Origin of the sequence: Streptomyces cinnabarinus (genome assembly GCF_027270315.1) — a bacterium.
Classification (GTDB): Bacteria; Actinomycetota; Actinomycetes; order Streptomycetales; family Streptomycetaceae; genus Streptomyces; species Streptomyces cinnabarinus.
In genome coordinates this window covers 3192327-3218272 of the sequence record NZ_CP114413.1, presented here as the reverse complement: position 1 = coordinate 3218272, position 25946 = coordinate 3192327, and the positions used below count along the sequence as shown (strand labels likewise).

The 25946-nt window shown below is 70.9% G+C and carries 17 protein-coding genes; 14 read left to right on the top strand and 3 right to left on the bottom strand.

The features are described 5' to 3' along the window. Positions 1–108: 108 nt before the first annotated feature. From mrdA to STRCI_RS14445, 4 genes are all read left to right on the top strand, one after another. On the top strand, positions 109–2346 hold the full coding sequence (gene mrdA, locus STRCI_RS14460) for a penicillin-binding protein 2 (protein ID WP_269659343.1): 2238 nt from the start codon (positions 109–111) through the stop codon (positions 2344–2346). Continuing rightward, positions 2343–3542, top strand: coding sequence for a rod shape-determining protein RodA (gene rodA, locus STRCI_RS14455; RefSeq protein ID WP_269659342.1), 1200 nt, complete (start codon positions 2343–2345; stop codon positions 3540–3542). The genes mrdA and rodA overlap by 4 nt, the downstream gene beginning before the upstream one ends. 80 nt (positions 3543–3622) lie before the next feature. After that, positions 3623–5125: a CYTH and CHAD domain-containing protein gene (locus STRCI_RS14450; RefSeq protein ID WP_269659341.1), complete on the top strand. Its 1503-nt coding sequence runs from the start codon at positions 3623–3625 to the stop codon at positions 5123–5125. A gap of 88 nt (positions 5126–5213) precedes the next feature. Next, entirely contained in the window at positions 5214–7178 is a 1965-nt protein-coding gene (locus STRCI_RS14445) for a TIGR03960 family B12-binding radical SAM protein (RefSeq protein WP_269659340.1), read from the top strand. 60 nt (positions 7179–7238) lie between these two features. Here the strand turns inward: STRCI_RS14445 and STRCI_RS14440 are convergent, their stop codons facing one another. Beyond that, the gene (locus STRCI_RS14440) at positions 7239–8462 is read right to left on the bottom strand and encodes a hypothetical protein (RefSeq protein ID WP_269659339.1); all 1224 of its coding nucleotides are present in this window, start codon (positions 8460–8462) and stop codon (positions 7239–7241) included. Between the two features lie 317 nt (positions 8463–8779). On the opposite strand from STRCI_RS14440, the gene STRCI_RS14435 reads away from it, so the two are divergent. Further along, entirely contained in the window at positions 8780–9418 is a 639-nt protein-coding gene (locus STRCI_RS14435) for an SUMF1/EgtB/PvdO family nonheme iron enzyme (RefSeq protein ID WP_336298797.1), read from the top strand. A 784-nt stretch (positions 9419–10202) separates the two neighbouring features. On the opposite strand, the gene STRCI_RS14430 is transcribed toward STRCI_RS14435, so the two are convergent. Continuing rightward, on the bottom strand, positions 10203–11342 hold the full coding sequence (locus tag STRCI_RS14430; protein ID WP_269659338.1) for a glycosyltransferase: 1140 nt from the start codon (positions 11340–11342) through the stop codon (positions 10203–10205). Between the two features lie 138 nt (positions 11343–11480). On the opposite strand from STRCI_RS14430, the gene STRCI_RS14425 reads away from it, so the two are divergent. Further along, on the top strand, positions 11481–12998 hold the full coding sequence (locus tag STRCI_RS14425; protein ID WP_269659337.1) for a glycosyltransferase family 39 protein: 1518 nt from the start codon (positions 11481–11483) through the stop codon (positions 12996–12998). A gap of 33 nt (positions 12999–13031) precedes the next feature. Here STRCI_RS14425 and STRCI_RS14420 read toward each other — a convergent pair whose 3' ends face one another. Next, positions 13032–13868: a hypothetical protein gene (locus tag STRCI_RS14420; protein ID WP_269659336.1), complete on the bottom strand. Its 837-nt coding sequence runs from the start codon at positions 13866–13868 to the stop codon at positions 13032–13034. 222 nt (positions 13869–14090) lie between these two features. On the opposite strand from STRCI_RS14420, the gene STRCI_RS14415 reads away from it, so the two are divergent. The 8 genes from STRCI_RS14415 (at position 14091) to STRCI_RS14380 (ending at position 25804) form a co-directional block, all read left to right on the top strand. Continuing rightward, the gene (locus STRCI_RS14415) at positions 14091–15170 is read left to right on the top strand and encodes a phage tail tape measure protein (protein ID WP_269659335.1); all 1080 of its coding nucleotides are present in this window, start codon (positions 14091–14093) and stop codon (positions 15168–15170) included. A gap of 48 nt (positions 15171–15218) precedes the next feature. Next, positions 15219–15980 (top strand): TIGR03936 family radical SAM-associated protein, encoded by a 762-nt coding sequence (locus tag STRCI_RS14410; protein WP_269659334.1) that lies wholly within the window; start codon positions 15219–15221, stop codon positions 15978–15980. A 262-nt stretch (positions 15981–16242) separates the two neighbouring features. Continuing rightward, positions 16243–20340 carry an Rne/Rng family ribonuclease gene (locus STRCI_RS14405; RefSeq protein ID WP_269659333.1) on the top strand — a complete coding sequence of 1366 codons (4098 nt, stop codon included), beginning with the start codon at positions 16243–16245 and terminating at the stop codon, positions 20338–20340. A 236-nt stretch (positions 20341–20576) separates the two neighbouring features. Further along, positions 20577–20897 (top strand): 50S ribosomal protein L21, encoded by a 321-nt coding sequence (gene rplU / locus STRCI_RS14400; protein WP_041819941.1) that lies wholly within the window; start codon positions 20577–20579, stop codon positions 20895–20897. Between the two features lie 14 nt (positions 20898–20911). After that, entirely contained in the window at positions 20912–21166 is a 255-nt protein-coding gene (rpmA, locus tag STRCI_RS14395; RefSeq protein ID WP_004950923.1) for a 50S ribosomal protein L27, read from the top strand. Between the two features lie 103 nt (positions 21167–21269). Beyond that, the gene (gene obgE / locus STRCI_RS14390; RefSeq protein ID WP_269659332.1) at positions 21270–22712 is read left to right on the top strand and encodes a GTPase ObgE; all 1443 of its coding nucleotides are present in this window, start codon (positions 21270–21272) and stop codon (positions 22710–22712) included. A 262-nt stretch (positions 22713–22974) separates the two neighbouring features. Beyond that, positions 22975–24534: an alkaline phosphatase D family protein gene (locus tag STRCI_RS14385; RefSeq protein WP_269659331.1), complete on the top strand. Its 1560-nt coding sequence runs from the start codon at positions 22975–22977 to the stop codon at positions 24532–24534. Positions 24535–24613: 79 nt separating this feature from the next. Continuing rightward, on the top strand, positions 24614–25804 hold the full coding sequence (locus STRCI_RS14380; RefSeq protein WP_269659330.1) for a hypothetical protein: 1191 nt from the start codon (positions 24614–24616) through the stop codon (positions 25802–25804). The last annotated feature ends 142 nt before the right edge of the window (positions 25805–25946 follow it).

Sequence of the window (25946 nt, the reverse complement as noted above, 5' to 3'; positions counted from 1 at the left end):
GAGTTCACTCGAACGGGTTCGCGGGGGCGGAACGTCGGCTCACAGGTCGGCCGTTCATCATTCGTACGCGCACACACACCGGCGCACTGAGAGGGGGCGGCAGCCGCAGTGACCAACATCCCCGAGACCGGGCGGACCCCACGGGTCCAGATCCGACTCGTCGTGATCCAGATCCTCGTCCTGTCCCTCCTCGGCACCCTCGGCGGCCGGTTGTGGTACCTCCAGATCCGGGAGGGCGCCGAGTACGCCAAGGAAGCCTCCGGCAACCACGTCCAGCAGGTCGTCGACCCGGCCGTGCGCGGCTCGATCCTGGACGCCCGCGGAGTGCCGCTGGCCGACAACGAGACGCGGCTGGTCGTCTCCGCCTCCCGCACCGACCTGCTGAAGATGAAGGACGACGGCAAGGCCGTCCTCACCAAGCTGGCCGGGGTCCTCGGCATGAAGCCCAAGGAGGTGCTGGAGAAGGTCCGGCTCTGTGACGCCGAGACCCCGCAGCCCTGCTGGAACGGCTCGCCGTACCAGCCGATCCCCATCACCGACGAGGCCACCGCCAAGCAGGCCCTCCAGATCCGCGAGCGCGCCGAGGACTTCCCCGGCATCACCGCCGAACCCCAGGCCGTCCGGCGGTACGCGGGACCCGGCGGCTCCAACACGGCCCAGGTCCTCGGCTATCTCTCCCCGGTCACCGACGAGGAGATCACCCAGGCCCAGGACACCGAGTCCCCCTACCTCCGCTCCGACCAGGTCGGCCGCTCCGGACTCGAGCGCCGGTACGACAAGGAGCTGCGCGGCAAAGCAGGCGTCACCCGCTACGAGGTGGACAACCTCGGCCGGGTCATCGGCCAGGCCGAGGCGGACGCCGCCCAGCCCGGCTCCAACCTCGTCACCAGCATCGACGCCCGCGTCCAGCGGGTCGCCGAGTACGAGCTGAACGAGGCGATGAAGGAAGCCCGCAGGCAGTGGGACCGCAACACCCAGGAGCGGTACAAGGCCGACGCGGGCGCGGTCGTGGTGATGGAGGCCAAGACCGGCCGGGTCGTCGCCATGGCCTCCAACCCGAACTACGACCCGAACGCCTGGGTGGGGGGCATCTCCGCCAAGGACTACAGGAAGCTCACCGGCAAGTCCTCCAACTACCCGCTGCTGAACCGCGCCATACAGGGTCAGGCGGCGCCCGGCTCGATCTTCAAGGTGGTCTCCACGGCCGCCGCGGTCGAGGCCGGCTACGACTTCGATGGCCGCTACAACTGCTCCAGCTCGTACTCCGTCGGCGGCCAGGTCTTCAAGAACTTCGAGTCCCAGAACCACGGCCCGATCGACCTCGGCCGCGCCCTTGAGGTCTCCTGTGACACCGTCTACTACTCCCTCGCGCACAACGAGTGGAAGAAGGACGGCGGCATCAACCCCAAGGGCAAGCCGAAGGACTACTTCTACAAGGCCGCCCACCAGTTCGGCCTCGGCGCGGAGACCGGCATCGACCTGCCCAACGAGGTCACCGGCCGGGTCCCCGACCGCCAGTGGAAGCAGTCCTACTGGAAGGCCAACAAGGACGCCTGGTGCAAGACCGGCAAGAAGGACGGCGACTACGTCGAGAAGATTGCCTACGAGAACTGCCTCGAAGGCAACAAGATGCGCGCCGGTGACGAGATCAACTACTCCATCGGCCAGGGCGACACCCTGGTGACCCCGATCCAGATGGCCACCATCTACGCGGCCATCTCCAACGGCGGCACCCTGTACGACCCCACGGTCGGCAAGGCGATCGTCAGCGCCGACGGCAAGCAGGTCTCGGAGATCAAGCCCGAGTCGCACGGCAAGCTGCCGGTCAGCAAGCAGACGCTGGCCCAGATGGACGACGCCCTGGCCGGCGTCGCCACCCGCGGTACCGCCGCCTGGCGGTTCGGCGGCTGGCCCCAGGACGAGATCCCGATGCACGCCAAGACCGGTACCGCCGAGGTCTACGGCAAGCAGACGACGTCCTGGTTCGCCACGTACACCAAGGACTACGCGGTCGTCATGACGATCTCCCAGGGTGGTACGGGCTCCGGCGCCTCCGGCCCCGCCGTCCGCAACATCTATGACGCGCTGTACGGCATCTCCGACGACGGCGTCATCAACAAGAAGAACGCGCTGCTGCCGACCCCGCAGAAGAAGCTGCCGAAGATCCAGGCGGACGGGTCGATCCTCTCCCCGAAGGTCACCAAGGACCCGGCGAAGGAACAGCGGGCCAGCCAGGAGGGCGCGCCCGAGCAGGACGGTGGGCAGCAGGCGGCGACCGTGGGCAATCCGACCACGGAGAACCGTGAGACACGCCGCCGCCGTCGGCGGGCGAGGAGGCGGACGTGACCGGCGCCAACAGCTTCCAGGTCTCGGGATACGGGCCGGAGCGGGCGGGCTGGACCCGGCTGCTCGCCCGTGACTCGCTGGCCCGCCGGCTGGACTGGCCGATACTGCTGGCGGCGCTCGCGCTGTCGCTGGTCGGCTCGGTCCTGGTGTTCTCGGCGACCCGGAACCGCACCGAGATCAACCAGGGGGACCAGTACTACTTCCTGCTCCGGCACCTCCTGAACACCGGCATCGGCTTCGCGCTGATGATCGGCACCGTCTGGCTCGGCCACCGCACCCTGCGCACCGCCGTGCCGATCCTGTACGGCGCCTCGGTCTTCCTGATCCTGCTGGTGCTCACCCCGCTCGGCTCGACGGTCAACGGCGCGCACTCCTGGATCGTGCTCGGCGGCGGATTCTCGCTTCAGCCCTCGGAGTTCGTGAAGGTCACGATCATCCTCGGCATGGCGATGCTGCTGGCGGCGAGAGTGGACGCCGGCGACAAGCCCTATCCCGACCATCGCACGGTCCTCCAGGCGCTGGGCCTGGCCGCGGTACCGATGCTGATCGTGCTGCTGATGCCCGACCTCGGCTCGGTCATGGTGATGGTGATCATCGTGCTGGGCGTGCTGCTGGCCTCCGGCGCCTCCAACCGCTGGGTGTTCGGGCTGCTGGCGGCGGGCGCGACGGGCGCGATCGCCGTGTGGCAGCTGCACATCCTGGACGACTACCAGATCGCCCGCTTCGCCGCCTTCGCCAACCCCAGCCTCGACCCGGCGGGCGTCGGCTACAACACCAATCAGGCGCGGATCGCGATCGGTTCGGGCGGGCTGACCGGATCGGGGCTGTTCAACGGCTCACAGACCACCGGCCAGTTCGTGCCCGAGCAGCAGACCGACTTCGTGTTCACGGTGGCGGGGGAGGAGCTGGGCTTCGTCGGCGGCGGGCTCATCATCGTCCTGCTCGGCATCCTGCTGTGGCGGGCCTGCCGGATCGCCCGCGAGACGACCGAGCTGTACGGCACGATCGTCGCGGCCGGAATCGTGGCCTGGTTCGCCTTCCAGTCCTTCGAGAACATCGGGATGACGCTCGGCATCATGCCGGTCACCGGCCTGCCACTGCCCTTCGTCTCCTACGGCGGCTCGTCGATGTTCTCGGTGTGGGTGGCGGTCGGACTGCTCCAGTCGATCAGAGTGCAACGCCCCATGTCGGCCTAGCCGCCGGGCACTCAGTGTTTCCTCGCGGTTTGACTCCAGTAGGCCTGTTGTACCGCCATGACATTCATTAGATTCGGGTCATGGCGGACACGAAGCGTGAGATCGAGCGGAAGTACGAGTCCGACGAGAGCGGTCTGCCGGACCTGACCGGCGTCGCCGGGGTCGCGGCCGTCATCGACAAGGGCGTAGCCCACCTGGACGCCACCTACTACGACACCGAGGACGGGCGCCTGGCTGCCTCCTCGATCACCCTGCGACGCCGCACCGGCGGATCCGACGCGGGCTGGCACCTGAAATTCCCCGTGGCCGAGGGGGTCCGGGACGAGATCCAGGCCCCACTGTCCGACACCCTGCCCCCCGACCTGGCGGGCCTGGTCCGCTCCCGGATCCGCACCAGCGAGCCGGTGCCCGTGGTGCGACTGCGCTCCGACCGCGATGTCCGCCACCTCGTCGACGCGGACGGCCGGCTCCTGGCCGAGGTCGCCGTGGACGCCGTACAGGCCCAGCGGCTCGCCGGAGGGGATGGCAGCGCCCAGTGGACCGAGATCGAGGTGGAGCTGGCGGACGGCGGCGACCCGGCCGTCCTGGACAAGGTGGAGAAGCGGTTGCGCAAGGCAGGCGTACGGCCGTCGAAGTCGGCGTCGAAGCTCGCGCGCGCCCTGGCCGAGACCGCCCCGCCCACACCCGTGCCCCCGCCCGTGGAGGACCCCGTGACCGCCGGCGACCATGTGCTGGCCTATGTCCGTGCCCAGCGGGACGCGATCGTCGAACTCGACCCCGCCGTCCGCCAGGACGCCGAGGACTCCGTCCACAGCATGCGCGTCGCCACCCGCCGGATGCGCAGCACCTTCAAGTCCTTCGGCAAGGTCCTGGACCGCGAGGTCACCGACCCGATCTCCGACGAGCTGAAGTGGCTGGCCGGCCAGCTGGGCGTGGACCGGGACCGCGAGGTGCTGCACGCCCGGCTGTCGGCGGCCCTCGACGAGGTGCCCCGCGACCTGGTCTCCGGACCGGTCGGCGAGCGGCTCGACACCTGGGCGGGGGACCGGCCGGGCGGGGCGAGCGCCCGGCTGATCGGGGTCCTCGACTCCCGGCGCTACCTCGCCCTGCTCGACACCCTGGACGGCGTGCTCGTCGATCCACCGCTGCTGAAGGCCGCCGGGAAGGATCCCGGCGAGGTGCTCCCCAAGGCCGTGCGCAAGGGCTTCGAGAAGGTCTCCGCGCTTGTCGAGCAGGCGCTCGAGCTGGCGCCCGGCACCGACCGCGACATCGCCATCCACGAGGCCCGCAAGAAGACCAAGCGCACCCGCTACGCGGCGGAGGCCGCCGTCCCGGCCCTCGACAAGCCGGCCAAGGGCCTGGTCAAGTCGATGAAGGCGCTGCAGAACCTGCTCGGCGAGCACCAGGACAGCGTCATGGCCCGCCACACCCTGCGCGAGCTGTCCGCGGTTGCTCACGCGGCAGGTGAGAGCGCCTTTACCTACGGGCTGCTGTACGGGCGGGAGGAGCAGCGCGCGGCGGCCGTGGAGGCCGAGCTGCCCGGCTTCTGGGACGTCGCCAAGGACGCTACGGACGTCCTCTGAGCCGTCGGGCGTACGGAGGGTGTCCGCGAGCGCGTTAGGCTGGATGGTCACCCCTGTCCGTTCAGTCCAGCTCATGAAGGTACGCGAGATGCCTGCCGAAGTCGCTGCGTCGGTGTTCCCGCAGCTCGAAGCCCTGCTCCCGCACGTGCAGAAGCCGATCCAGTACGTGGGCGGAGAGCTCAACTCCACGGTCAAGCCGTGGGAGAGCTGCGATGTCCGCTGGGCGCTCATGTACCCCGACGCCTACGAGGTCGGGCTGCCCAACCAGGGCGTCATGATCCTCTACGAGGTCCTCAACGAGCAGGAGGGCGTCCTCGCCGAGCGCACCTACAGCGTGTGGCCGGACCTGGAAGCCCTCATGCGGGAGCACGGCGTCCCGCAGTTCACCGTGGACAGCCACCGCCCGGTGCGCGACTTCGACGTGTTCGGCCTGAGCTTCTCCACCGAGCTCGGCTACACCAACATGCTGGCGGCGCTGGACCTCGCGGGCATCCCGCTGGAGTCCAGGGACCGTGGCCTCGACGACCCGATCGTGCTGGCCGGCGGCCATGCGGCCTTCAACCCCGAGCCGATCGCGGACTTCATCGACGCGGCGATCATCGGCGACGGCGAGCAGGCCGTGCTGGACATGACCAGGATCATCAAGGAGTGGAAGGCCGAGGGCCGCCCCGGCGGCCGTGAAGAGGTCCTGTTCCGCCTGGCGAAGACGGGCGGGGTGTACATCCCGGCCTTCTACGATGTCGAGTACCTGCCGGACGGCCGCATCGCCCGAGTGGTCCCCAACAAGTCGGGTGTCCCGTGGCGGGTGTCGAAGCACACCGTGATGGACCTCGACGAGTGGCCCTACCCCAAGCAGCCCCTCGTCCCCCTGGCCGAGACCGTCCACGAGCGCATGTCCGTCGAGATCTTCCGAGGCTGCACCCGGGGCTGCCGCTTCTGCCAGGCGGGCATGATCACCCGCCCGGTGCGCGAGCGCTCGATCACCGGCATCGGCGAGATGGTCGAAAAGGGCCTGAAGGCGACGGGCTTCGAGGAGGTGGGCCTGCTGTCGTTGTCGTCGGCGGACCACTCCGAGATCGGCGACGTGGCCAAGGGCCTGGCGGACCGGTACGAGGAGGACAAGATCGGCCTGTCCCTCCCCTCCACCCGCGTGGACGCCTTCAACATCGACCTGGCCAACGAGCTGACCCGCAACGGCCGCCGCTCCGGCCTGACCTTCGCCCCCGAGGGCGGCTCGGAGCGCATCCGCAAGGTCATCAACAAGATGGTCTCGGAAGACGACCTGATCCGCACCGTCTCCACCGCCTACGGCAACGGCTGGCGCCAGGTGAAGCTGTACTTCATGTGCGGCCTGCCGACCGAGACCGACGACGACGTCCTCCAGATCGCCGACATGGCGACGAAGGTCATCGCAAAGGGCCGCGAGGTCTCGAAGTCGAACGACATCCGCTGCACGGTCTCGATCGGCGGCTTCGTCCCCAAGCCCCACACCCCCTTCCAGTGGGCCCCGCAGCTCTCCGCCGAGGAGACGGACGCCCGCCTGGAGAAGCTCCGCGACAAGATCCGCGGGGACAAGAAGTACGGCCGCTCGATCGGCTTCCGCTACCACGACGGCAAGCCGGGCATCGTGGAGGGCCTGCTCTCCCGTGGCGACCGTCGCATCGGCGCCGTAATCCGCGCGGTCTACGACGACGGCGGCCGCTTCGACGGCTGGCGCGAGCACTTCTCCTACGACCGCTGGATGGCCTGCGCCGGCAAGACGCTGCCCGCGTTCGGCGTCGACGTCGACTGGTACACCACCCGCGAGCGCTCCTACGAGGAAGTCCTCCCCTGGGACCACCTGGACTCCGGCCTCGACAAGGACTGGCTCTGGGAGGACTGGCAGGACGCCCTCGACGAGACGGAGGTCGAGGACTGCCGCTGGACACCTTGCTTCGACTGCGGCGTCTGCCCGCAGATGGACACGTCCATCCAAATCGGGCCGACCGGCAAGAAGCTGCTGCCCCTTGCGGTCAAGAACGCGGCGCCTGCTCCTGGCGGGCACTCGCACTGAGAGGGCGAGGTGTCCGCCGTACTGGTGCCGTGAGCCCCGGGGTGCCCGTGGGTTCCGGCGTCAGGCCCCGCTGGTCTTCTCCGCCCTCTGGCGGCCGTCTGCGGCCAGGAGGGCGATCACCGCGAGCACCGCGAGGAGGACCAGGACCAGGAGCAGGACAGTGAGGACCGTGGGGTGGTTCCACAGGGCGAACAGCAGGGCGACGAGCAGCAGGGCGCCGATCGTCAGCCACTTGCGATGGGCCTCGGTCCAGGTGCCCACGCGGCCGGTGTCGATGCCGTGGCCGCCCCACCAGCCGGCCGCTGAGTCGGCGCCGCGCTCGGCGGTGGAGCGGGTGGCGCGGGCGAGTCGGCCCGGACCGATGAAGTAGGCGCCGAGGGCGATGACGACGCCGAGCACGATCGCTGTGCGCAGTGCGACCCGCAGAAAATGCAGGAGGTGGTCGAAGACGGCGGCCGCGGCCGCCTCTGACTGCACCTGCGGCGGAAGGTGGTCCAGGTAGTAGCGGCGGGCGATGACGAGGCCGATGGCCACGACCAGGCAGGCGAAGGCGGCGCCCAGGGCGGTTTTCGCCAGTGCGCGGCGGCGGCGACGGGCCAGGAGCACCCCGCCCGCGGCGAGCACCACGGTGAGGACGGGCAGCCAGTTCCCGAGCACGTCCAGGGCGTGCGCGGCGTTCTGCACCTTCTCCAGCTTGTCGGACTGGAAAAGAACCATCTGCTTGTCGACGTCCGGGATGTTCTCCGCTGGCTCCAGCCCCGCGTCCACGAGCTCCTGTTTGACCTGGTCCACGGCGGTGCCGACGTCGAGGGTGACCGTGCCCTCCGAGACGTCGACCGCTCCGCGGCCCTCGCCGGTCAGTACGTGCACCACCGCCGTGTGGGCGGCCTCGTTGGCGGTGACCCACACCCTCTCGAACCGGTCGCTCTCGACGAAACGGGTCGCCAGTTTGTCCGCGGTCGCGTTCACGGCGTCGTCCAGCTGTGGGGCGAGCCCCTGCACCGCCTTGGCCGCGCGCGGCGGCAGGCCCTGCGACTGCAGCCATGCCGCGATCTCCGCGGTGACCTCCTTGCCGTCGACCCGTACGTCCACCGCCTGGACGATGCGACGGTGCGCGGCCTCCTCGATCGCCGGGTCGGAGGCGAGCGGCTTCATCGTGGCGACGTAGCGGTCAGTGTCGAGAGCGATGTCGTGCACCCACACCGTGAGAACGCTGACCGGCACCAGGATGCAGGCGAGGACGATCAGCACCGCCGACGCCACGCTCCGGAGCACTCTTGTCATCCGTCCTCCAGTGTCGCGATGCCGTTTGCCGTCCGTAGGGGTCCTTGTCCATTTCCGTCGATGCGCGGGCGCACGGCATCCCCGGGTGCGCCATTCGGAGTCCCGGAGCGGGGCACGCCAACGTGTCGGTACGGGATGCGGCCGGGTGGGCGCCGGATCATGGGCGCACCGGTGCGTCCCACCCTGTTGGGGGGTTCCATGTCAGACAAGGCGTCAGAGAGCGGGTGCTGCACGCCGCCCCGGGCCGGTGCCGCGCGAAACGTGACCGTGCGTACGCCGCCACCTGCGTACCTGTCGGCGGCGTACGCACGGACGGCATGGCCCACCTCCCCGGCGGCACCTTCCTGATGGGGGCCGACGATGAGTGGGTGGTGCCGGGTGACGGGGAGGGACCCGTTCACCGCGTACGGCTCGACGCGTTCCTGATCGACCGTCGAGCCGTCTCCACCGCGGAATTCCGGGCCTTCGTCGAGGCCACCGCGCATGTGACGGACGCCGAGCGGTACGGCTGGTCATTCGTGTTCGCCGGACTTCTGCCGGACGACTTCCCCGAGACCCGCGGCGTCGCCGAGGCACCGTGGTGGCGGCAGGTCCACGGAGCGTGCTGGCGTCGTCCGGAAGGGCCCGGATCCGATGTGGCCGACCTTGCCGAGCACCCTGTCGTCCACGTCTCGCGGAACGACGCCGTGGCCTATGCGGCCTGGGCGGGCAAGCGGCTGCCGACCGAGGCGGAGTGGGAGTACGCCGCGCGGGGCGGCCTCGAACAGCGGGTGTTCCCGTGGGGAGACGAGCTGGAACCGGGCGGGGAGCACCGGATGAACGTTTGGGAGGGATCGGTCAGCCGGCCCATGCCGCCGTACAGCAACTGCGTCTGCGCGGTCATGAGTTCGGGGCGCCCGGCGATGTCCGCGTTGAACCGCTCGGCCGTCCTGTCGTCCAGCGGCAGGACGTTGTAGCGGGCGGCCTCGATCAGCCAGAGCCGCTGCAGCTCGTGGAGCTTCTCCGGCATTTCCGCGGCGAGGTCGTGGGTCTGGCTGGGGTCGGTGGACTCGTCGTAGAGCTTCCACACGTCGTCGTCGAAGGGCACGGTCTCGCCGCCCACGATCCACGGGGTGCGGTGCTTGGTGACCGCGGCCCAGCCCTTGCGGTAGATGCCGCGGTTGCCGAACATCTCGAAGTACTGCTGTTCGTGGCGCTCGGGGGCGTCGGCGGCCTCGAAGCTGTAGCGCATCGAGACACCCTCCATCGGTGACTGCTGCACGCCGTTGACCGAGGTGGGTTCGGGGATGCCCGCGGCTTCGAGGAGGGTCGGCGCCACGTCGATGAGGTGGCAGAACTGGGTACGGGGTCCTTGGCGTCGGACGTGAGGGCCTCAATGCGGTGCACGTCCGGGATCGGGAGGATCTGGCGGTGGACGTCGGCCATGAGTGTCACCTTTCCTCTGAGGCAGACCCCGCCGCACCCCACATCCCCCTGTATCCAGATTGCGGCTGAGGACGGCGCCGCGCATCACCGGCACAAGGGACACCGCGGTACCGGCGACGGCTCTCCCGGGCGCCGGGTCGGCACGCGAAGCCGCAAGCCGGTGCACGTACCCGTCGGTGCCGGAACTACGGCCCCCGGCCGAGAACGCCGCTGCAAACTCGACATCACATCACAAGCTTCGACCGCACTGCCGGCCACTGCGGGGCACCCGCATCCAGATCGGCCCGACCGGCAAGAAGCTGTTGTCTCTGACGGTCAAGGGCGTGGCAGGTGGCTGAGGGTTGGTTGCGGGGGGAGGGTCGTCCGGGACAGTTCGGTCTGGGCGAACTCGTGGTTGGCGGTGATGCGGGGGCGGTGTTCCTCCGGGAGTTTTCCGTTGGTGAGGAGCTTTTCGCAGGCTTCCAGGGACTCGCGGTAGGCGCCCGTCCAGTAGGCCGCCACCGCCAGCTCGTCCAGGGCTTTCCAGTCGTACCAGGCGTGTTCGACGAAGAGGATGTCGTCGGGGGGCGGGAGTTCCGCCGCGCGGCGGGCGAAGAGGTAGGCGAGGGGCCAGCGTTCGCCCTGGGTTCGGCAGAGGTGGGCGAGTTCGCCCAGGGGTTCGGCTCGGGTGGGGCGGAACTCGTGGGCCTCCAGGTAGCGGGAGATGATCTCCGGCGTGCGGCGTTTGAGGGTCTGGGCCAGGCGGGCCGCGTAGAGGCGGGAGCAGAAGGCCTCCTCGACGAAGCCCGCCATGGCTGCTCGGCGGTCGTAGGCTGCGAGAGCCTTCGCCGGTTCGTCGGCGTCGCGCCAGCTCTGCGCCAGGTAGAAGGCGTAGCGGGTGTTGTTCGGTTCCTTGGCCAGGCCGTCTTTGAGGATCGCGGCGTCGCGTAGGTACTTCGTGCGCGGGCTGCCCTGGGAGCGGCCGCCGCCACCCATGATCATCATGCGGACGCCGTCCAGGGCGGACCGGCTGAACTCCGTGTCGCACTCCAGGTATTCGTGCAGCACACCCTCGTACCGCCAGGGCAGGCGGGTGGAGACCAGTGCCGGGCGCCAGTGGACCACGGGGCCGTGGCGCACTTCGATGTCGTAGCAGTCGTGGGTCAGGTCCGGGCGGGTGAAGCCGGGGGCGGTCTCCAGGACGTCGTCGGCGTCGATGAAGAACAGGTGGCTCGCCCGGGTGGTCCGGGCTCGTTCGATCGCCTCCGTACGGCTTGCTCCGAAGCCGCGCCACGGGCTCTCGTACAGGGTTCCGGGCAGGTCGGCGAGGGTCTCGCGGACGATGTCCTGGGTGCCGTCGGTCGAGCCGGTGTCCAGGATCACCCAGGAGTCGACGAGAGGCCGTACGGATTCGAGGCAGCGGCGGATCACATGCGCCTCGTCCTTGACGATCATATTGAGGCAGACCGTTTTCATGGCTTTTTCTTTTCTCCGGAGAAAAGGACCGGTCGGTGAATTTATCGAGCCGTGGGGGCGGACACAAGCAGCCATTGGTGGTTCGGCCGGTATAAGTGAGGAGTTCCTGTCGCCTGTCGCCGGACCGGAGAATTTCTTATGGTAATCACCGCGCAGCTTCCGCCGCCTCGCGAAGAATTCCAGGACTCCGCCGAGGAGCGGTCCGCCCGGGGCCGGGTGGCGCTCTGGGCGGCGCCCCTCCTCCTCGCCCTGCTGGTCGGCGGCTTCGGGCTGACCGGCCCGCTGCTGGGCCGCGACGAACTCGTCACCTGGGACATGGTCGGCCGGGACACCGACCGGATCCTGGCCACCCTGCGCAACGTCGACGCCGTACACGGCACCTATTACCTGCTGATGCACGGATGGGTCGAGCTGTTCGGGGATTCCGTCCTTTCCCTGCGGCTGCCGTCCCTATTCGCGGTGGCCGCCACGGCGTCGGTCGTGGCGCTGCTCGGAGACCGGCTCTTCGGATATCGGGCCGGAATTCTCGCCGGTCTGCTGTTCGGGCTCGTTCCGGCGGTGAGCCGTTACGGCCATGAGGCCCGCTCCTACGCCCTGGTGCTGCTCGCCGCCTCGCTCGCCACTCTCCTCCTGCTCCGGGCATTGGACCGGCCGCGCGGCCTCTGGCGCTGGGCCGCCTACGTCCTCGCGCTGGCCTGCACCGGAGCCCTCCATTTGATCGCGCTGTCCGTCGTGCTCGCCCACGCCGCGCTGCTTGTGACCCGTGCGCGGCAGGACCGCTCCCTGTGGTGGAGGTCGGGCCTCGCCCTGGCCGCGGCCGCCGCCTGCGTCACCCCGCTCGCCCTGCTCGGCAGGTCCCAGGCCGGACGCCAGCTGTACTGGGTGGCGGCGCCGGACGGCTGGGCGCTGCTCTCCCTCCCGCAGGAGCTGTTCGCCTCCGCGGTGGGCGCCGGAGCCCTGGCGGCCCTCGCCCTGACGGCCCGTTCGGAACGCAGGGCGCCGCTGCTGATGTGCGGCACCTGGGCGCTGGTGCCCCCGGCCCTGGTGTGGGCCTTCTCCCACGGCGAGGTGTCGTACTTCCGTGGTGTGTACGTCCTGTTCACGCTCCCGGCCTGGGCGCTGCTCGCCGGGGCGGGGCTCGGCGCGGCCCGGCGCTCCTGGAAGGCGGTCGCCGCGGGGGTCGCGGCGCTGGCCCTGCTGACGCTTCCGGACCATCGGCAGATGCGGCAGCCGTTCGAGCACAACGCCCCGGTGCTCCTCGACTACGCGGCCGCGGCCGAGGTGATCGAGCGGGGCCACCGGCCCGGGGACGCCGTCGTCTACGACCGCTTCGACACCTGGCAGCTCGACGGTGGGGTGGCGTACTACCTGCCGCGTGACCTGCGGCTGCGGGATGTGTTCCTGACGCGGACCCCGGCCGAGATCGATGACCTCTACGCGGTCCAGTGCGCCGTACCGGACCGCTGTCTGAGGGAGGACGAGCGGCGCGTCTGGCTGCTGACGGAGGGTACCGACTTCCCCTTCAACGCGATCGATCCGGAGCAGGCGGGCGCCCTGCAGCGCGGGTACACGGTGAAGGCGAGCACGCCGGTGACCGGGATGACGGTGAGCCTGCTGGAGCGCACGAACGCCGCAGGGGGTGTCCGGCAGCCCTGACGCTCTGCCGGACACCCCCTTGCGGGCGGGACGCTACGGGGCGACCCCGCCGTTCACAGCGCCGGGCGTGGGCTGCAGGTTCACCTGCACCCAGGGGTTGTTGGCGCAGTTCAGAGTGCGGTTACTGGTGACCACCTGGCAGGTGGTCTGCCAGATGACTCCCGTGGTGGTGATGACATCGATCCTCAGATCGCCCTCCACCTGCATGCCCTGCGCGTGCTGGGCGATGGAGATCCCGCATGCGTTCTGCGGGTAGTTGGGGTGCGTGCTGAGGTCGGTCCACCGGTAAGGGCCAGGTACCGCCGTCGTGAGGTCCCGGATGCCGGCGTAGGCCCTGGCGGGGCCGCCCATGACCGGCGGGGTCAGCGCCGCCCGGAGCTCGAAGTTGTTGCTGTCCTGGCTGGCGTCGATCTCGGTGCAGGGGCCGGGAGCGCCGGTCGCACCCGTGGCACCCGTGGCCCCCGTCGCCCCGGTGGCGCCGTCCTGGCCGGGACGACCGTTGGATCCGGTCGCGCCCGTGGCGCCCGTGGCACCCTTCTGGCCGGTCGCACCAGTGGCGCCCGTCGCACCCTTCTGACCGGTGGCGCCCGTGGCGCCCTTCGGACCGGTCGCACCCGTGGCGCCGCGGCACTTGTCCTTGCCGCCGTACATCTCCCCGGCCGCTCTCGGCTTGTGGGGCTTGCTGGGCTTGCAGTCCTTGCCCGTGTACGGCGACGCGGTCGGACGCTCGGACACGGCCTGGGCGGCCGCCGCGGACGGGGTGACCACCCCGGCGGCGATGACCAGGGCGAGCGAGGTCAGGACCCCGGCGCGTTGGAACCTCGCCCGGGCCAACGGCCCCAGCAGCGAAGGAGTGTGTCGAGGACTCATAGGCATGCTCCTTGGCACGAAAGGGTCCGGGGGAGTCCCGGACCACAGTGCGAGAGTGACGTGATCGCCCATGACAGCCGCTGTGCGCGCGGGGGACGCGCCGTCAAATAGGTAAAACGGTCTAGCGGACAAGGAAGACGCACCGAGCGCCCTGGTGAACCTGTGACGGCATCGCAACCCCCGCGACGCATCCGGACCGGTGGACCGTGCGTCTTGGCCGGTATGGAACCGCAGAAACCACTGCCCGAGCCCCGCCGGCCCGAAGGGTGCCTGGTCACCGCCATCCGCATTCCCGTGCGGATCTTCGTGCTGGTGCTGGTCCTGCCGGTGCGGATGGTGTGGGACGCGCTCGTCGTGTCGTGGCGGTTCCTGACCGACACCGTGTTCCGTCCGGTCGGCCGGGCCCTGCTGTGGGTCGGGCGGGCGCTGTTCGTCTGGCCCTTCGTGGGGCTCTGGCGCTATCTGCTGGTGCCGCTCGGCCGGGGGCTCGCCTGGCTCGGGAACGTGCTCGTCGTCGTACCGCTCGGGTGGCTGTACCGGTATGTGCTCACACCGGTCGGGCACGGCTTCGCCTGGGTCGGGCGGGGGATCGTGGCCGGTCTGGCGTGGGTGTACGCGCATCTGCTGACGCCGATCGGACATGCCTGCATGTGGGTGCTACGGGGGATCGGCCTCGGGCTCGGCGCCCTCGCGGCCGGGGTGTTCGGGGCCGTCGCCTGGCTCGTGCGGTATCTGCTCGTCGTGCCCGCGCTGTGGGTGTACCAGTGGGTGCTCACGCCCATCGGGCATGCCCTCATATGGGTCGTCCGGGGCATCGGCATCGGGCTGTACTGGATCACCCGGGCGCTGTTCGTGCTGCCCGCGCTCGCGGTGTGGCGGTGGGTGCTGGTGCCCGTCGGACGGGCGCTGGCCGTCGTGGGGCGGGAGATCTGGGACGCGGTCGTGGCGGCCTGGCGGGGCGCCGGGCGGATCTCGCTCGCCGTCGGGCGGTTCTTCGGGACCCTCTTCCGGTGGATCTTCGTGGAGCCGCTGCGCTGGGTGTACCGGACCGTCCTCACACCGGTCGGGCATGTCGTCCGGGACGCGGTGCTGCGGCCCTGCGCCGAGGCCGCGCGCAGTGTGGGCCGCGCCTCCCGGCAGGCCCTTGCCGCGGCCCGTGAGTCCGTACGACAGGCCCGCGCCGACTTCCGGCGGATGCTGTTCGGCGAGCCCCGGCAACCGGAGGCGGTGGCCCGGCGGGAACCTCGGGGCGCCGAGACACGTACTCTTGGTAGCAGTACGACCGCTCTCACGAAGGACTGAACGACACTGGGCAAGCGACAGCCCGAAGGCCCGCCGCCCGCTCCCGCGGTGCAGCGCATCCGACTGCGCTACACCAAGCGCGGCCGCCTCCGGTTCACCAGCCACCGTGACTTCCAGCGCGCCTTCGAGCGTGCGCTGCGCCGTGCCGAGGTGCCCATGGCGTACTCGGCGGGGTTCACGCCGCATCCGAAGGTGTCGTACGCCAATGCCGCACCCACCGGCACGGGCAGTGAGGCGGAGTATCTGGAGATCGCGCTCACCGCGGCGCGGGATCCGGAGCAGCTGAAGGTGCTGCTCGACGAGTCGCTGCCCCCCGGGCTCGATGTCGTCGACGCGGTCGAGGCCCGCACCTCCGGGCTCGCCGACCGGCTGACGGCTTCCGAGTGGGAGCTGCGTCTTGACGGTGTGGAGCCGGCCGAGGCCGAGCGGGCCGTGGCCGCGTTCAACGCCGCCGGGACCGTCGAGGTCCAGCGCATGACCAAGAACGGCATCCGCACCTTCGACGCCCGCCAGGCGGTCGTAGATCTTGAAACGCACAGTTCGACGGCTGATAGGCCGACCGACCAGCCCTGTGCGATACTGCGGCTGGTTGTTCGGCACGTGACGCCTGCCGTTCGACCCGACGACGTCCTGTCCGGTCTCCGCGCCGTGGCCGACCTGGCGCCGCCGGTCCCCGCAGCGGTGACCAGGCTGGCGCAGGGGCTGTTCGATGAAGAGACCGGCACGGTGACCGACCCGCTCGTGCCCGACCGCGAGGCGGCGACGGCCCCCACGGCCGGATCCGCTGCCGCCGCGAAGGCACCGGCGTAAGGAAGGTCCCGCGAAGGGACGGACGTCGTAGCGCCGCCCTCGTACTCGGGAGCCACCTGGGTCGGGCAGCGCACCGACCAGAAGACTTTCGCCAGGCCGTACGCATTCGGCATACGGAACCGGCGAGACAGGACACAGAGAGCTCCCGTGCGGCGCCCGCGCCCCGGACGGCGGCAGTCGCGCACGACGCGAGCCGCGGACGTCACCGGCACACCGCCGGACCAGGCGCGGCGCCCGGGAGCCTGACGGGAGAAACGCCCGCATGCTCGAGCCGACCGAACCCACCGAGGGTTCCGAACTCAACACCCCCAGCGACACCCTGCCGCCGCGTCGTCGGCGCCGTGCCGCGTCCCGGCCGGCGGGTCCGCCGACCGGCGCCGCCGCAGACTCTGCAAACTCCGTGACCGAGGCCGCGCCGGCCATACCGGACGCCGAGGCCGAGGTCGAGGAGACCGAGGTCGCTGTGACTCCGGAGGCCGACGAGGTCGAAGAGGCCGCCGAGGTCGCTGAGACCGAAGAGGCCGCCCCTGTCGCCGTAGCCGATGAGGCTCCCGCCGGTCGTTCGCGGCGCCGTGTGGTCCGTAGGGCGTCCGCGCCCGCCGGGGCGCCCGCGTCCGCGGAGGCCGCCGAGACCATCGTTCCGGGGACCAGCTCCGCGGAGGAGCAGGCGCCCGCCACCGAGGTCGTCGAGGCCGCCTCCACCGCCGCTGCCGTGGAGGACGCCGCCCCGCGTCGCACCCGCCGCCGCGCCACCCGCAAGGTCACCGCGCCCGCCGCCGCTCCCGAGGCGGCGGAGACCGTCGTCGAGGCCGTGCCGGTCGCGCCCGCCGAGGAGATCGCCGCGCCGGTCGAGGAGACCGCCGCGGCCGCCGAGGACGCCGCACCGAAGGGACGTACGCGCCGCCGTGCGACCCGGAAGGTGTCCGCGCCCGTCGAGGCGTCGGTCGAGGAGGCGCAGGCCGAAGAGGCCGCCCCCGCCGAGAGCGCCGCGGTCGTCGAGGCCCCGGCCGCCGACATCCCCACCGCCGAAGGCACCCCCGCCGAAGACATCCCGGCCGCGTCCGAGGATGCCGCCCCCCGTCGTACCCGTCGGCGTGCCACGCGTCGTGTGTCCGCGCCCGCCGGGGCGCCCGAGACCGTGGAGGCGCCCATGACCGCCGCCGATGAGAGCGCCGCCAAGGCCGAGACCGAGGCCGAGACCGAGGCCGAGACCGAGGCCGAGACCGCGCAGACCGCCGCCGAGGCTCCCGCCGAAGAGGCCGCCCCCCGCCGTCGGCGCCGGGTCGCCCGCGCGGCCGCCACCGGGTTCTCCGAGCCCGCGCGCACCGCCGAGGAGGAGGCCGAGGAGGAGTCGGCGCCGCGTCGTCCGGCGCGGCCCGCCGTGGCCGTGTTCCAGCCGCCCGTCTTCACCGAGCCCATGTTCCAGACCCCGGAGCGCGCCGCCGCCGCAGCCGCCGCCGAGGCGTCGGACGTGTCCGGTGACGCCGAGGAGACCGCGGCGTTCCCGGAGGAGGAGCAGGCCGGGGGCCGTCGCCGGCGCCGCCGCCGGGGTGCCGCCGCCACGGAGGAGACCGAGGCCCGTACCGAGGCCCGTAGCGAGGCCCGCGCCGAGGCGCCCGCCGTCGAGGACGAGGCGGAGGACGCCGAGGAGTCCGCCGAGGACGGTGTCGAGGGCGAGGAGACCGAGGAGACCGGGGCGCGCCGTCGTCGCCGCCGGGGCGGCCGTCGCCGTCGTCGTGGTGAGGCCGCGGACGCCGAGTCCGAGGGTGACACCGAGGGCGACGAGGTCGCCGCTCAGGCCGCGCAGGACGCCGAGGACACCGCCGAGCAGGAGGAAGAGGACGCCGACGAGGCGGACCGGGACGAGGAGTCCGGGGGTTCCAGCTCCAGCAGCCGGCGCCGCCGTCGCCGTCGCCGCCGGGCCGGGGACAGCTCCGGTGACGCCGAGCCGTCCGCCGACGACCCGGAGCGCACGGTCGTCAAGGTACGCGAGCCGCGCGCCAAGGCCGAGCCGTCCGACGAGGTGCAGTCCATCAAGGGCTCGACCCGGCTCGAAGCGAAGAAGCAGCGCCGCCGGGAAGGCCGTGAGCAGGGCCGCCGTCGCGTCCCGATCATCACCGAGGCCGAGTTCCTGGCCCGCCGTGAGGCCGTCGAGCGCGTGATGGTCGTCCGCCAGCACGGCGACCGTACGCAGATCGGTGTCCTTGAGGACAACGTGCTCGTGGAGCACTACGTCAACAAGGAGCAGTCGACCTCGTACGTCGGCAACGTCTACCTCGGCAAGGTGCAGAACGTCCTGCCCTCGATGGAGGCCGCCTTCATCGACATCGGCAAGGGCCGCAACGCCGTGCTCTACGCCGGTGAGGTCAACTTCGAGGCGCTCGGCATGGCCAACGGGCCGCGCCGGATCGAGTCCGCCCTGAAGTCCGGCCAGTCGGTCCTGGTGCAGGTCACCAAGGACCCGATCGGGCACAAGGGCGCGCGTCTGACCAGCCAGGTCTCCCTGCCCGGCCGGTACCTGGTCTACGTGCCCGAGGGCTCGATGACCGGTATCAGCCGCAAGCTGCCCGACACCGAGCGGGCGCGGCTGAAGACCATCCTCAAGAAGATCGTCCCCGAGGACGCGGGCGTCATCGTGCGCACCGCCGCCGAGGGCGCGAGCGAGGACGAGCTGCGCCGCGATGTCGAGCGGCTCCAGGCGCAGTGGGAGGACATCCAGAAGAAGTCCAAGAGCGGCAACGCGCCCACGCTGCTCTACGGCGAGCCGGACATGACGGTCCGGGTCGTCCGGGACATCTTCAACGAGGACTTCTCCAACGTCGTCGTCAGCGGTGACGACGCCTGGTCGACGATCCACGGGTACGTCTCGCACGTCGCCCCTGATCTCGCCGAGCGGCTGTCGAAGTGGACCTCCGAGGTCGACGTCTTCGCCACCTACCGGATCGACGAGCAGCTCGCCAAGGCGCTGGACCGCAAGGTCTGGCTGCCCAGCGGCGGTTCGCTGGTGATCGACCGGACCGAGGCGATGGTCGTCGTCGACGTCAACACCGGCAAGTTCACCGGCCAGGGTGGCAACCTGGAGGAGACGGTCACCAGGAACAACCTGGAGGCGGCCGAGGAGATCGTGCGTCAGCTGCGGCTGCGCGACCTCGGCGGCATCATCGTGATCGACTTCATCGACATGGTGCTGGAGTCCAACCGGGATCTGGTGCTGCGGCGACTGCTGGAGTGTCTGGGCCGGGACCGTACGAAGCACCAGGTCGCCGAGGTGACCTCGCTGGGGCTCGTGCAGATGACCCGCAAGCGGGTCGGCCAGGGGCTGCTGGAGTCGTTCTCCGAGACCTGCGTCCACTGCAACGGCCGCGGTGTCATCGTGCACATGGAGCAGCCGACCGCCGCCGGGGGCGGCGGCAAGCGCAAGAAGCGCGGGCGTGGCGGTGACGGGCACGAGCACGAGGCCGCGGTGACCGCCGTGGAGACCGCGGAGCCGGTCGAGCCGGAGACGGAGACCGTGGCCGAGGTGGCGGCCGAGGTCGCCGAGCCGGCCGCGCTGCCCGCGCCCGAGTTCGCGCCGGACGAGGAACTGTTCAGCAGCGTCGCCGAGGCGGAGGCCGCGGTCGCCCGCGGTGGCCGCACCCGGCGCCGGGCCGGCCGTCGGGCGTCCGCCCCGGCCGGTGCGCCGAAGGCGGAGGCGCCCAGGGCCGAGGCTCCGAAGGCGGAGGCGCCGGTCGCTCAGGAGGTGACCGCCGAGCCGGAGGCCGAGGCGCAGGCCGAGACCGCCGTCGTGGCGGCCGAGGTCGTCGAGACCCCCGCAGCCCCCGCCGAGGAGGCCGCGCCGAAGGGCCGTACGCGTCGGCGCGCGACCCGCAAGGCGACCGCGCCCGCCGGTTCGCCCGCGGGGGCGGAGGCCGCCGTGGTGACCGTCAGCAGCGAGGCGGCGGCCGAGCCGGTGGCCGAGGCGGCCCCCGCGCCCGAGCCCGTCGCCGAGGCGCCCGCCGAGAGCGCCGCCCCGGCCCGTCCGCGTCGCCGTGCCGTGCGCAAGGCCACCGCGCCGACCGCGTCCGAGGAGACGGCCGTCATGGTCGTCCCCGCGACGGAGGCTCCCGCTGAGGAGGCCCCGGCCGCGGAGGAGGAGCCCGCCCCGGCCAAGAAGGCGGCGGCTCGCAAGACGGCGAAGAAGGCGACGGCCAAGAAGGCCGCCACCAAGAAGACCGCGGCCAAGAAGACGGCCGCAAAGAAGACGACGGCCAAGAAGGCGGCCAAGACCGCCACGGCCGCCAAGAAGTCGACGTCGAAGAAGACCGCGGCGGCGGCGCAGCAGACGCTGCCCTCCGTCTCGGCCTCCACCGACGAGGGCTGACGCGACACCGGGTGTGCGGTCGGTCGACGTGACCGGCCGCACACCCTCGGGGCCCGGCCCGGTTTGACCCGTTCGGCCGCCGCCCCGTAACCTTGACCGTCGGCATGTCCACTGACGTGCCACATCCCCGTAAACCTCTTCCTCCCGGGCGCGCGAGTGGCCGGGAGAGGCTGTCCGTGATGTGCGGGCGGCTGGACTGCGGGGGTGCCGTTCCCGAGCGAGAGAGTGAGATCCGCGTGTACGCCATCGTGCGCAGCGGTGGTCGCCAGCACAAGGTTGCTGTCGGCGACATCGTTGAGGTTGACAAGATTTCCACTGCCAAGGTTGGCGACACGGTCGAGCTCTCGACCCTGCTCGTTGTCGACGGCGACTCCGTGACCAGCGACCCGTGGGTGCTGGCCGGCATCAAGGTCCAGGCCGAGGTCGTGGACCACCACAAGGGCGTCAAGATCGACATCCTTCGCTACAAGAACAAGACCGGCTACCGCCGTCGTCAGGGCCACCGCCAGCAGTACACGGCGATCAAGGTCACTGAGATCCCCGCGGCTGCGAAGTAAGGGACTGAGGAGAGATGGCACACAAGAAGGGCGCATCGTCCACCCGTAACGGTCGTGACTCCAACGCTCAGCGCCTCGGCGTGAAGCGCTTCGGCGGTCAGGTCGTCAGCGCGGGTGAGATCCTGGTCCGCCAGCGCGGCACCCACTTCCACCCCGGCGCGGGCGTCGGCCGTGGCGGCGACGACACGCTGTTCGCGCTGAACGCCGGTGCGGTGCAGTTCGGCACCCACCGTGGCCGCAAGGTCGTGAACATCGTTCCGGTCGCCTGATCGGAAGCTTTCGCGAGGCGGACCTCACTTCCCGGTCGGGAAGGCGGGTCCGCCTTTCGCGTGTTGACATAGGTAAAACCCGTACTTTCTGGAGGCACACACCATGACCACCTTCGTGGACCGCGTCGAACTGCATGTCGCCGCGGGTAACGGAGGCCACGGCTGTGCCTCCGTCCACCGTGAGAAGTTCAAGCCGCTCGGCGGGCCCGACGGCGGAAACGGCGGACGCGGCGGCGATGTCATCCTCACCGTCGACCAGTCCGTGACCACGCTGCTCGACTACCACCACTCCCCGCACCGCAAGGCCACCAACGGCAAGCCCGGCGAGGGCGGCAACCGCTCCGGCAAGGACGGCCAGGACCTGGTGCTGCCGGTGCCGGACGGCACCGTGGTGCTGGACGGGGCGGGCAATGTCCTCGCCGACCTGGTCGGGCACGGCACCTCGTACATCGCCGCCCAGGGCGGCCGGGGCGGCCTCGGCAACGCGGCCCTCGCCTCCGCCCGCCGCAAGGCGCCCGGCTTCGCCCTGCTCGGCGAGCCCGGGGACCTCCAGGACATCGTCCTGGAGCTGAAGACGGTCGCCGATGTGGCGCTGGTGGGCTACCCGAGCGCGGGCAAGTCCTCGCTGATCTCGGTGCTGAGCGCCGCGAAGCCGAAGATCGCCGACTACCCCTTCACCACGCTGGTGCCCAACCTCGGTGTGGTGACCGCCGGTTCGACCGTGTACACCATCGCCGACGTGCCGGGACTCATCCCGGGCGCCAGCCAGGGCCGGGGCCTCGGCCTCGAGTTCCTGCGGCATGTGGAGCGGTGCAGCGTGCTGGTGCACGTGCTGGACACGGCGACCCTGGAGTCCGACCGCGACCCGGTCTCCGACCTCGACATCATCGAGGCGGAGCTGCGGGAGTACGGCGGCCTCGGCAACCGGCCGCGGATCGTCGTCCTGAACAAGATCGACGTACCGGACGGCAAGGACCTCGCCGAGATGGTGCGGCCGGATCTGGAGGAGCGGGGCTACCGGGTCTTCGAGGTGTCGGCGGTCGCCCATCTCGGGCTGAAGGAACTCTCCTTCGCGCTCGCCGACCTGGTCGGCCGGGCGCGCGCCGCCAAGCCGAAGGAGGAGGCGACGCGGATCGTCATCCGGCCCAAGGCCGTGGACGACGCGGGCTTCACCGTGGTGCGCGAGGACGACGGGCTGTTCCGGGTGCGCGGCGAGAAGCCGGAGCGCTGGGTGCGGCAGACCGACTTCAACAACGACGAGGCCGTCGGCTATCTCGCCGACCGGCTCAACCGCCTCGGTGTCGAGGAGGCGCTGATGAAGGCGGGCGCCCGCGCGGGTGACGGTGTCGCCATCGGGCCCGAGGACAACGCCGTCGTCTTCGACTGGGAGCCGACCGTCATGGCCGGTGCCGAGATGCTCGGCCGGCGCGGTGAGGACCACCGGCTGGAGGAGCCGCGCCCCGCGGCCCAGCGCCGCAGGGACAAGCAGGCCGAACGGGACGAGTTCCAGCGGGAGTTCGACGACTTCGACCCCTTCGAGGGCTAATCCCGGGGAAGGCAGGGGCGTACGGCGGGGCAGTCACCCGCCGGTTCCCCGCAGTGAGGCCCGTCTGATCGTTCGTCAGTGAGGCGGATTCCAGGACCCGTTGTGGCCGGAACACGTTCGTCGTGGTGTTCCCGTGCCGCAACGGGTCTTCTGTTGTCTGTTTAGTTGTCATGCACGCGAGCCCTGGGGTTCAGCGGGCGGACCGACCGGAGCGTGAGCTTCGAATGAGTCCAAGGGGCCCGCGACGCAAGGGAGTTCGCCGATGACCGCAGCGACCGCAGCAGGATTACCCGACCGCCGCCGCTTCCTGACCGCCTCCGCCGCGGTGCTCGGCGCCGCCGCCTCCGCCCAGCTGTGGCTGCCCGCCACCGCCCACGCCGCCGAAACCCCGCTGCCCGAGGGCGTGTTCAGTCTCGGGGTGGCCTCCGGCGACCCGCTCCCCGACGGCATCGTGCTGTGGACCCGGCTCGCCCCGGACCCGCTGAACGGCGGCGGTATGCCGGACGCGGTCGTGCCGGTGCGGTGGGAGCTCGCGGAGGACGAGCGGTTCCGCAAGGTCGTGCGCAGAGGCACCGCCCAGGCCCGGCCCGAGTACGGGCACAGCGTTCACGTGGATGTACGGGGGCTGCGTCCCGGCCGCCGCTACTGGTACCGCTTCCGCGCCGGCGGCCGTATCTCACCGGTGGGCCGCACCCGTACCGCGCCCCACCCCTTCAGCTCCGGCGGCGATCTGCGCCTCGCCCTCGCCTCCTGCCAGAACTGGCAGCACGGCTACTTCACGCCGTACGCCGACATGCTGGACCAGGACCCCGACGTCGTGCTGTTCGTCGGTGACTACATCTACGAGTCGGTGCCCTCGGCGACGGCGCTGCGCAGGCACGAGGGGACGGGGGAGCCGTACACCCTGGCGCAGTACCGCAACCGGTACGCGCAGTACCGCAGCGACCCCGATCTCGCGGCGATGCACGCGGGCGCGCCCTTCGTGGTGACCTTCGACGACCACGAGGTCGACAACGACTTCGCCGGGGAGATCCCGCAGGACCCGGCCAAGCAGCCGCACGAGGCGTTCGTGGCCCGGCTCACCGCCGCCTACCAGGCGTACTACGAGCACATGCCGGTGCGGGCCACGGCCGTCCCCGACGGGCCGCACATCCGGATGCACCGCCGGCTGGAGTTCGGCCGGCTGGCCCGGCTCAATGTGCTCGACACCCGGCAGTACCGCAGCGACCAGGCCACCAGCCAGGCCGGGGCCATGGACCCCGCGCTCACCATGCTCGGCGCCGAGCAGAAGCAGTGGCTGCTGGACGGGCTGCACGGCTCCCCGGCCCGCTGGAACCTGATCGCCTCGCAGATCATGATGGCCGAGACCGATCTGCTGGTCGGCGAGGGCAAGCAGTGGTTCTACGACGCCTGGGACGGCTACCAGGCCGAGCGGAACCAGTTCCTGGGCGAGTTCAGGAACGTCCGCAACCCCGTGGTGCTCACCGGGGACCGGCATCTGACGATGATCAGCGATCTGAAGGAGGACTTCGCGAACCCGGAGTCCGCCGTCGTCGGCGCCGAGTTCGTCGGCACCTCCATCTCCAGCAACGGCGACCAGGACCAGGAGGCGTTCCGCCGGGAGTGGGACCCGCGCCGGGCGGACAACCCGCACTGGAAGCTGCTCGACGCGCACCGCGGCTACCACCTCTTCGACATCCGCCGGGACGGCATCGACGCGCAGGTCAGGGTAGTGGACACGGTCCGCCGGCCGACCTCGGTGCCGAGCACGCTGGCCCGGCTGCGGGTGGAGGCGGGGCGACCGGGCGTCGAGGTGGTCTGACCCGACGAGTGTGGCGCTCGTCACTGTCTTATACGGCTCTTAGCCAACCCTCAGGAACCGGTCCTACCGTCACCTGACTATGGAGACGGACTGTACGAGAGATGAAGTCCCGGCCAACGGTGGCGTCGCTCCGCTGCCGGCCGGGACGCGGCTGCTGCACATCGGCCCGCACAAGACCGGGACCACCTCGATCCAGGGCGCCCTGTTCGCGGCCAAGGAGGCGATGGCCGGGCTCGGCGTCGACTTCCCCGGCACCAGCAGGCATCCCATGTCGGCCGCCCTCGCGGTCTGCGCCCGCCCCGGGATGATGGGCAACGCCAAGCCCACCGACCGGCACTGGGAGACGCTGGTGGAGCAGGTCGCCGCCACCGGCCGGCGCACCTCGGTGATCAGCAGCGAGTTCTTCGCCGACGCCCCCGACGACGAGACGATCGCCAGGATCGTCGAGGATCTCGGCGGCGACCGGGTGCATGTCCTGGTCACCCTGCGCCCGCTGGCCAGGATCATGCCCTCGCAGTGGCAGCAGTACGTGCAGAACGGTCTGCGCATGGGCTACGAGAGCTGGCTGCAGCACATGCTGCGCAAGCCGCCGTACGAGAAGCCCAACCCCAGCTTCTGGCGGCGGCACCGGCATGACCGGCTGGTCGAGCGGTGGGTGCGGGTGGCCGGGGCCGAGCGGGTCACCGTCGTGGTGGTCGACGACGCGGACCGCGGTGGCCTGATGCGCACCTTCGAGGCGCTGCTGGGGCTCCCGGAGAATCTGCTCCAGGAGGTTCCGGACACCGCGAACCGGTCACTCACCCTCGCCGAGACCGAAATGCTGCGGAATCTTAATGTGGAATTCCGCGGGAATGAGCTGCCGGACGAGCTCTATTCGCAGCTCGTCCGATATGGCGCCGTGATGCATATGAAGAACGCGTGCGCCCCGGGTCCCGACGATGTGAAGATCTGCACCCCGCAGTGGGCCGTGGAGGCGGCCGCCGGGATCGGCGCCGAGATGGCCGGGCGGATCGGCGCGATGGGGGTGCGGGTGCTCGGCGACCCGGCCCTGCTGTCCGCCGTGCCGAAGCCCGCCGACCGCACCGCCGCCGAGCCGCGGATGTCCCCCGAGGTGGCCGCACAGGCGCTGTACGGGGCGCTTGCCGCGGCCGCCGCCGCACCGGTGGGCAACGCCGCGCCGGTCCAGGCGCGGACGGTTCACCAGACGTCGTCCAAGGAACTGGTGAAGGTGCTCGGGCACCGCTGCCTGAAGAAGCTGCGCCGGCGCTGAACCGTGTGCGGTTACTCACAGCTACGCCGGGCAATTCCCCCGGGAACCCCGAAGGCATTTGGACCGTCACCAGGAGTGCAAGGTGAATGACAGGTTGCGCGCACATATGCGGTGGAGGACGCTCACCTTGCACTGCGGTAAC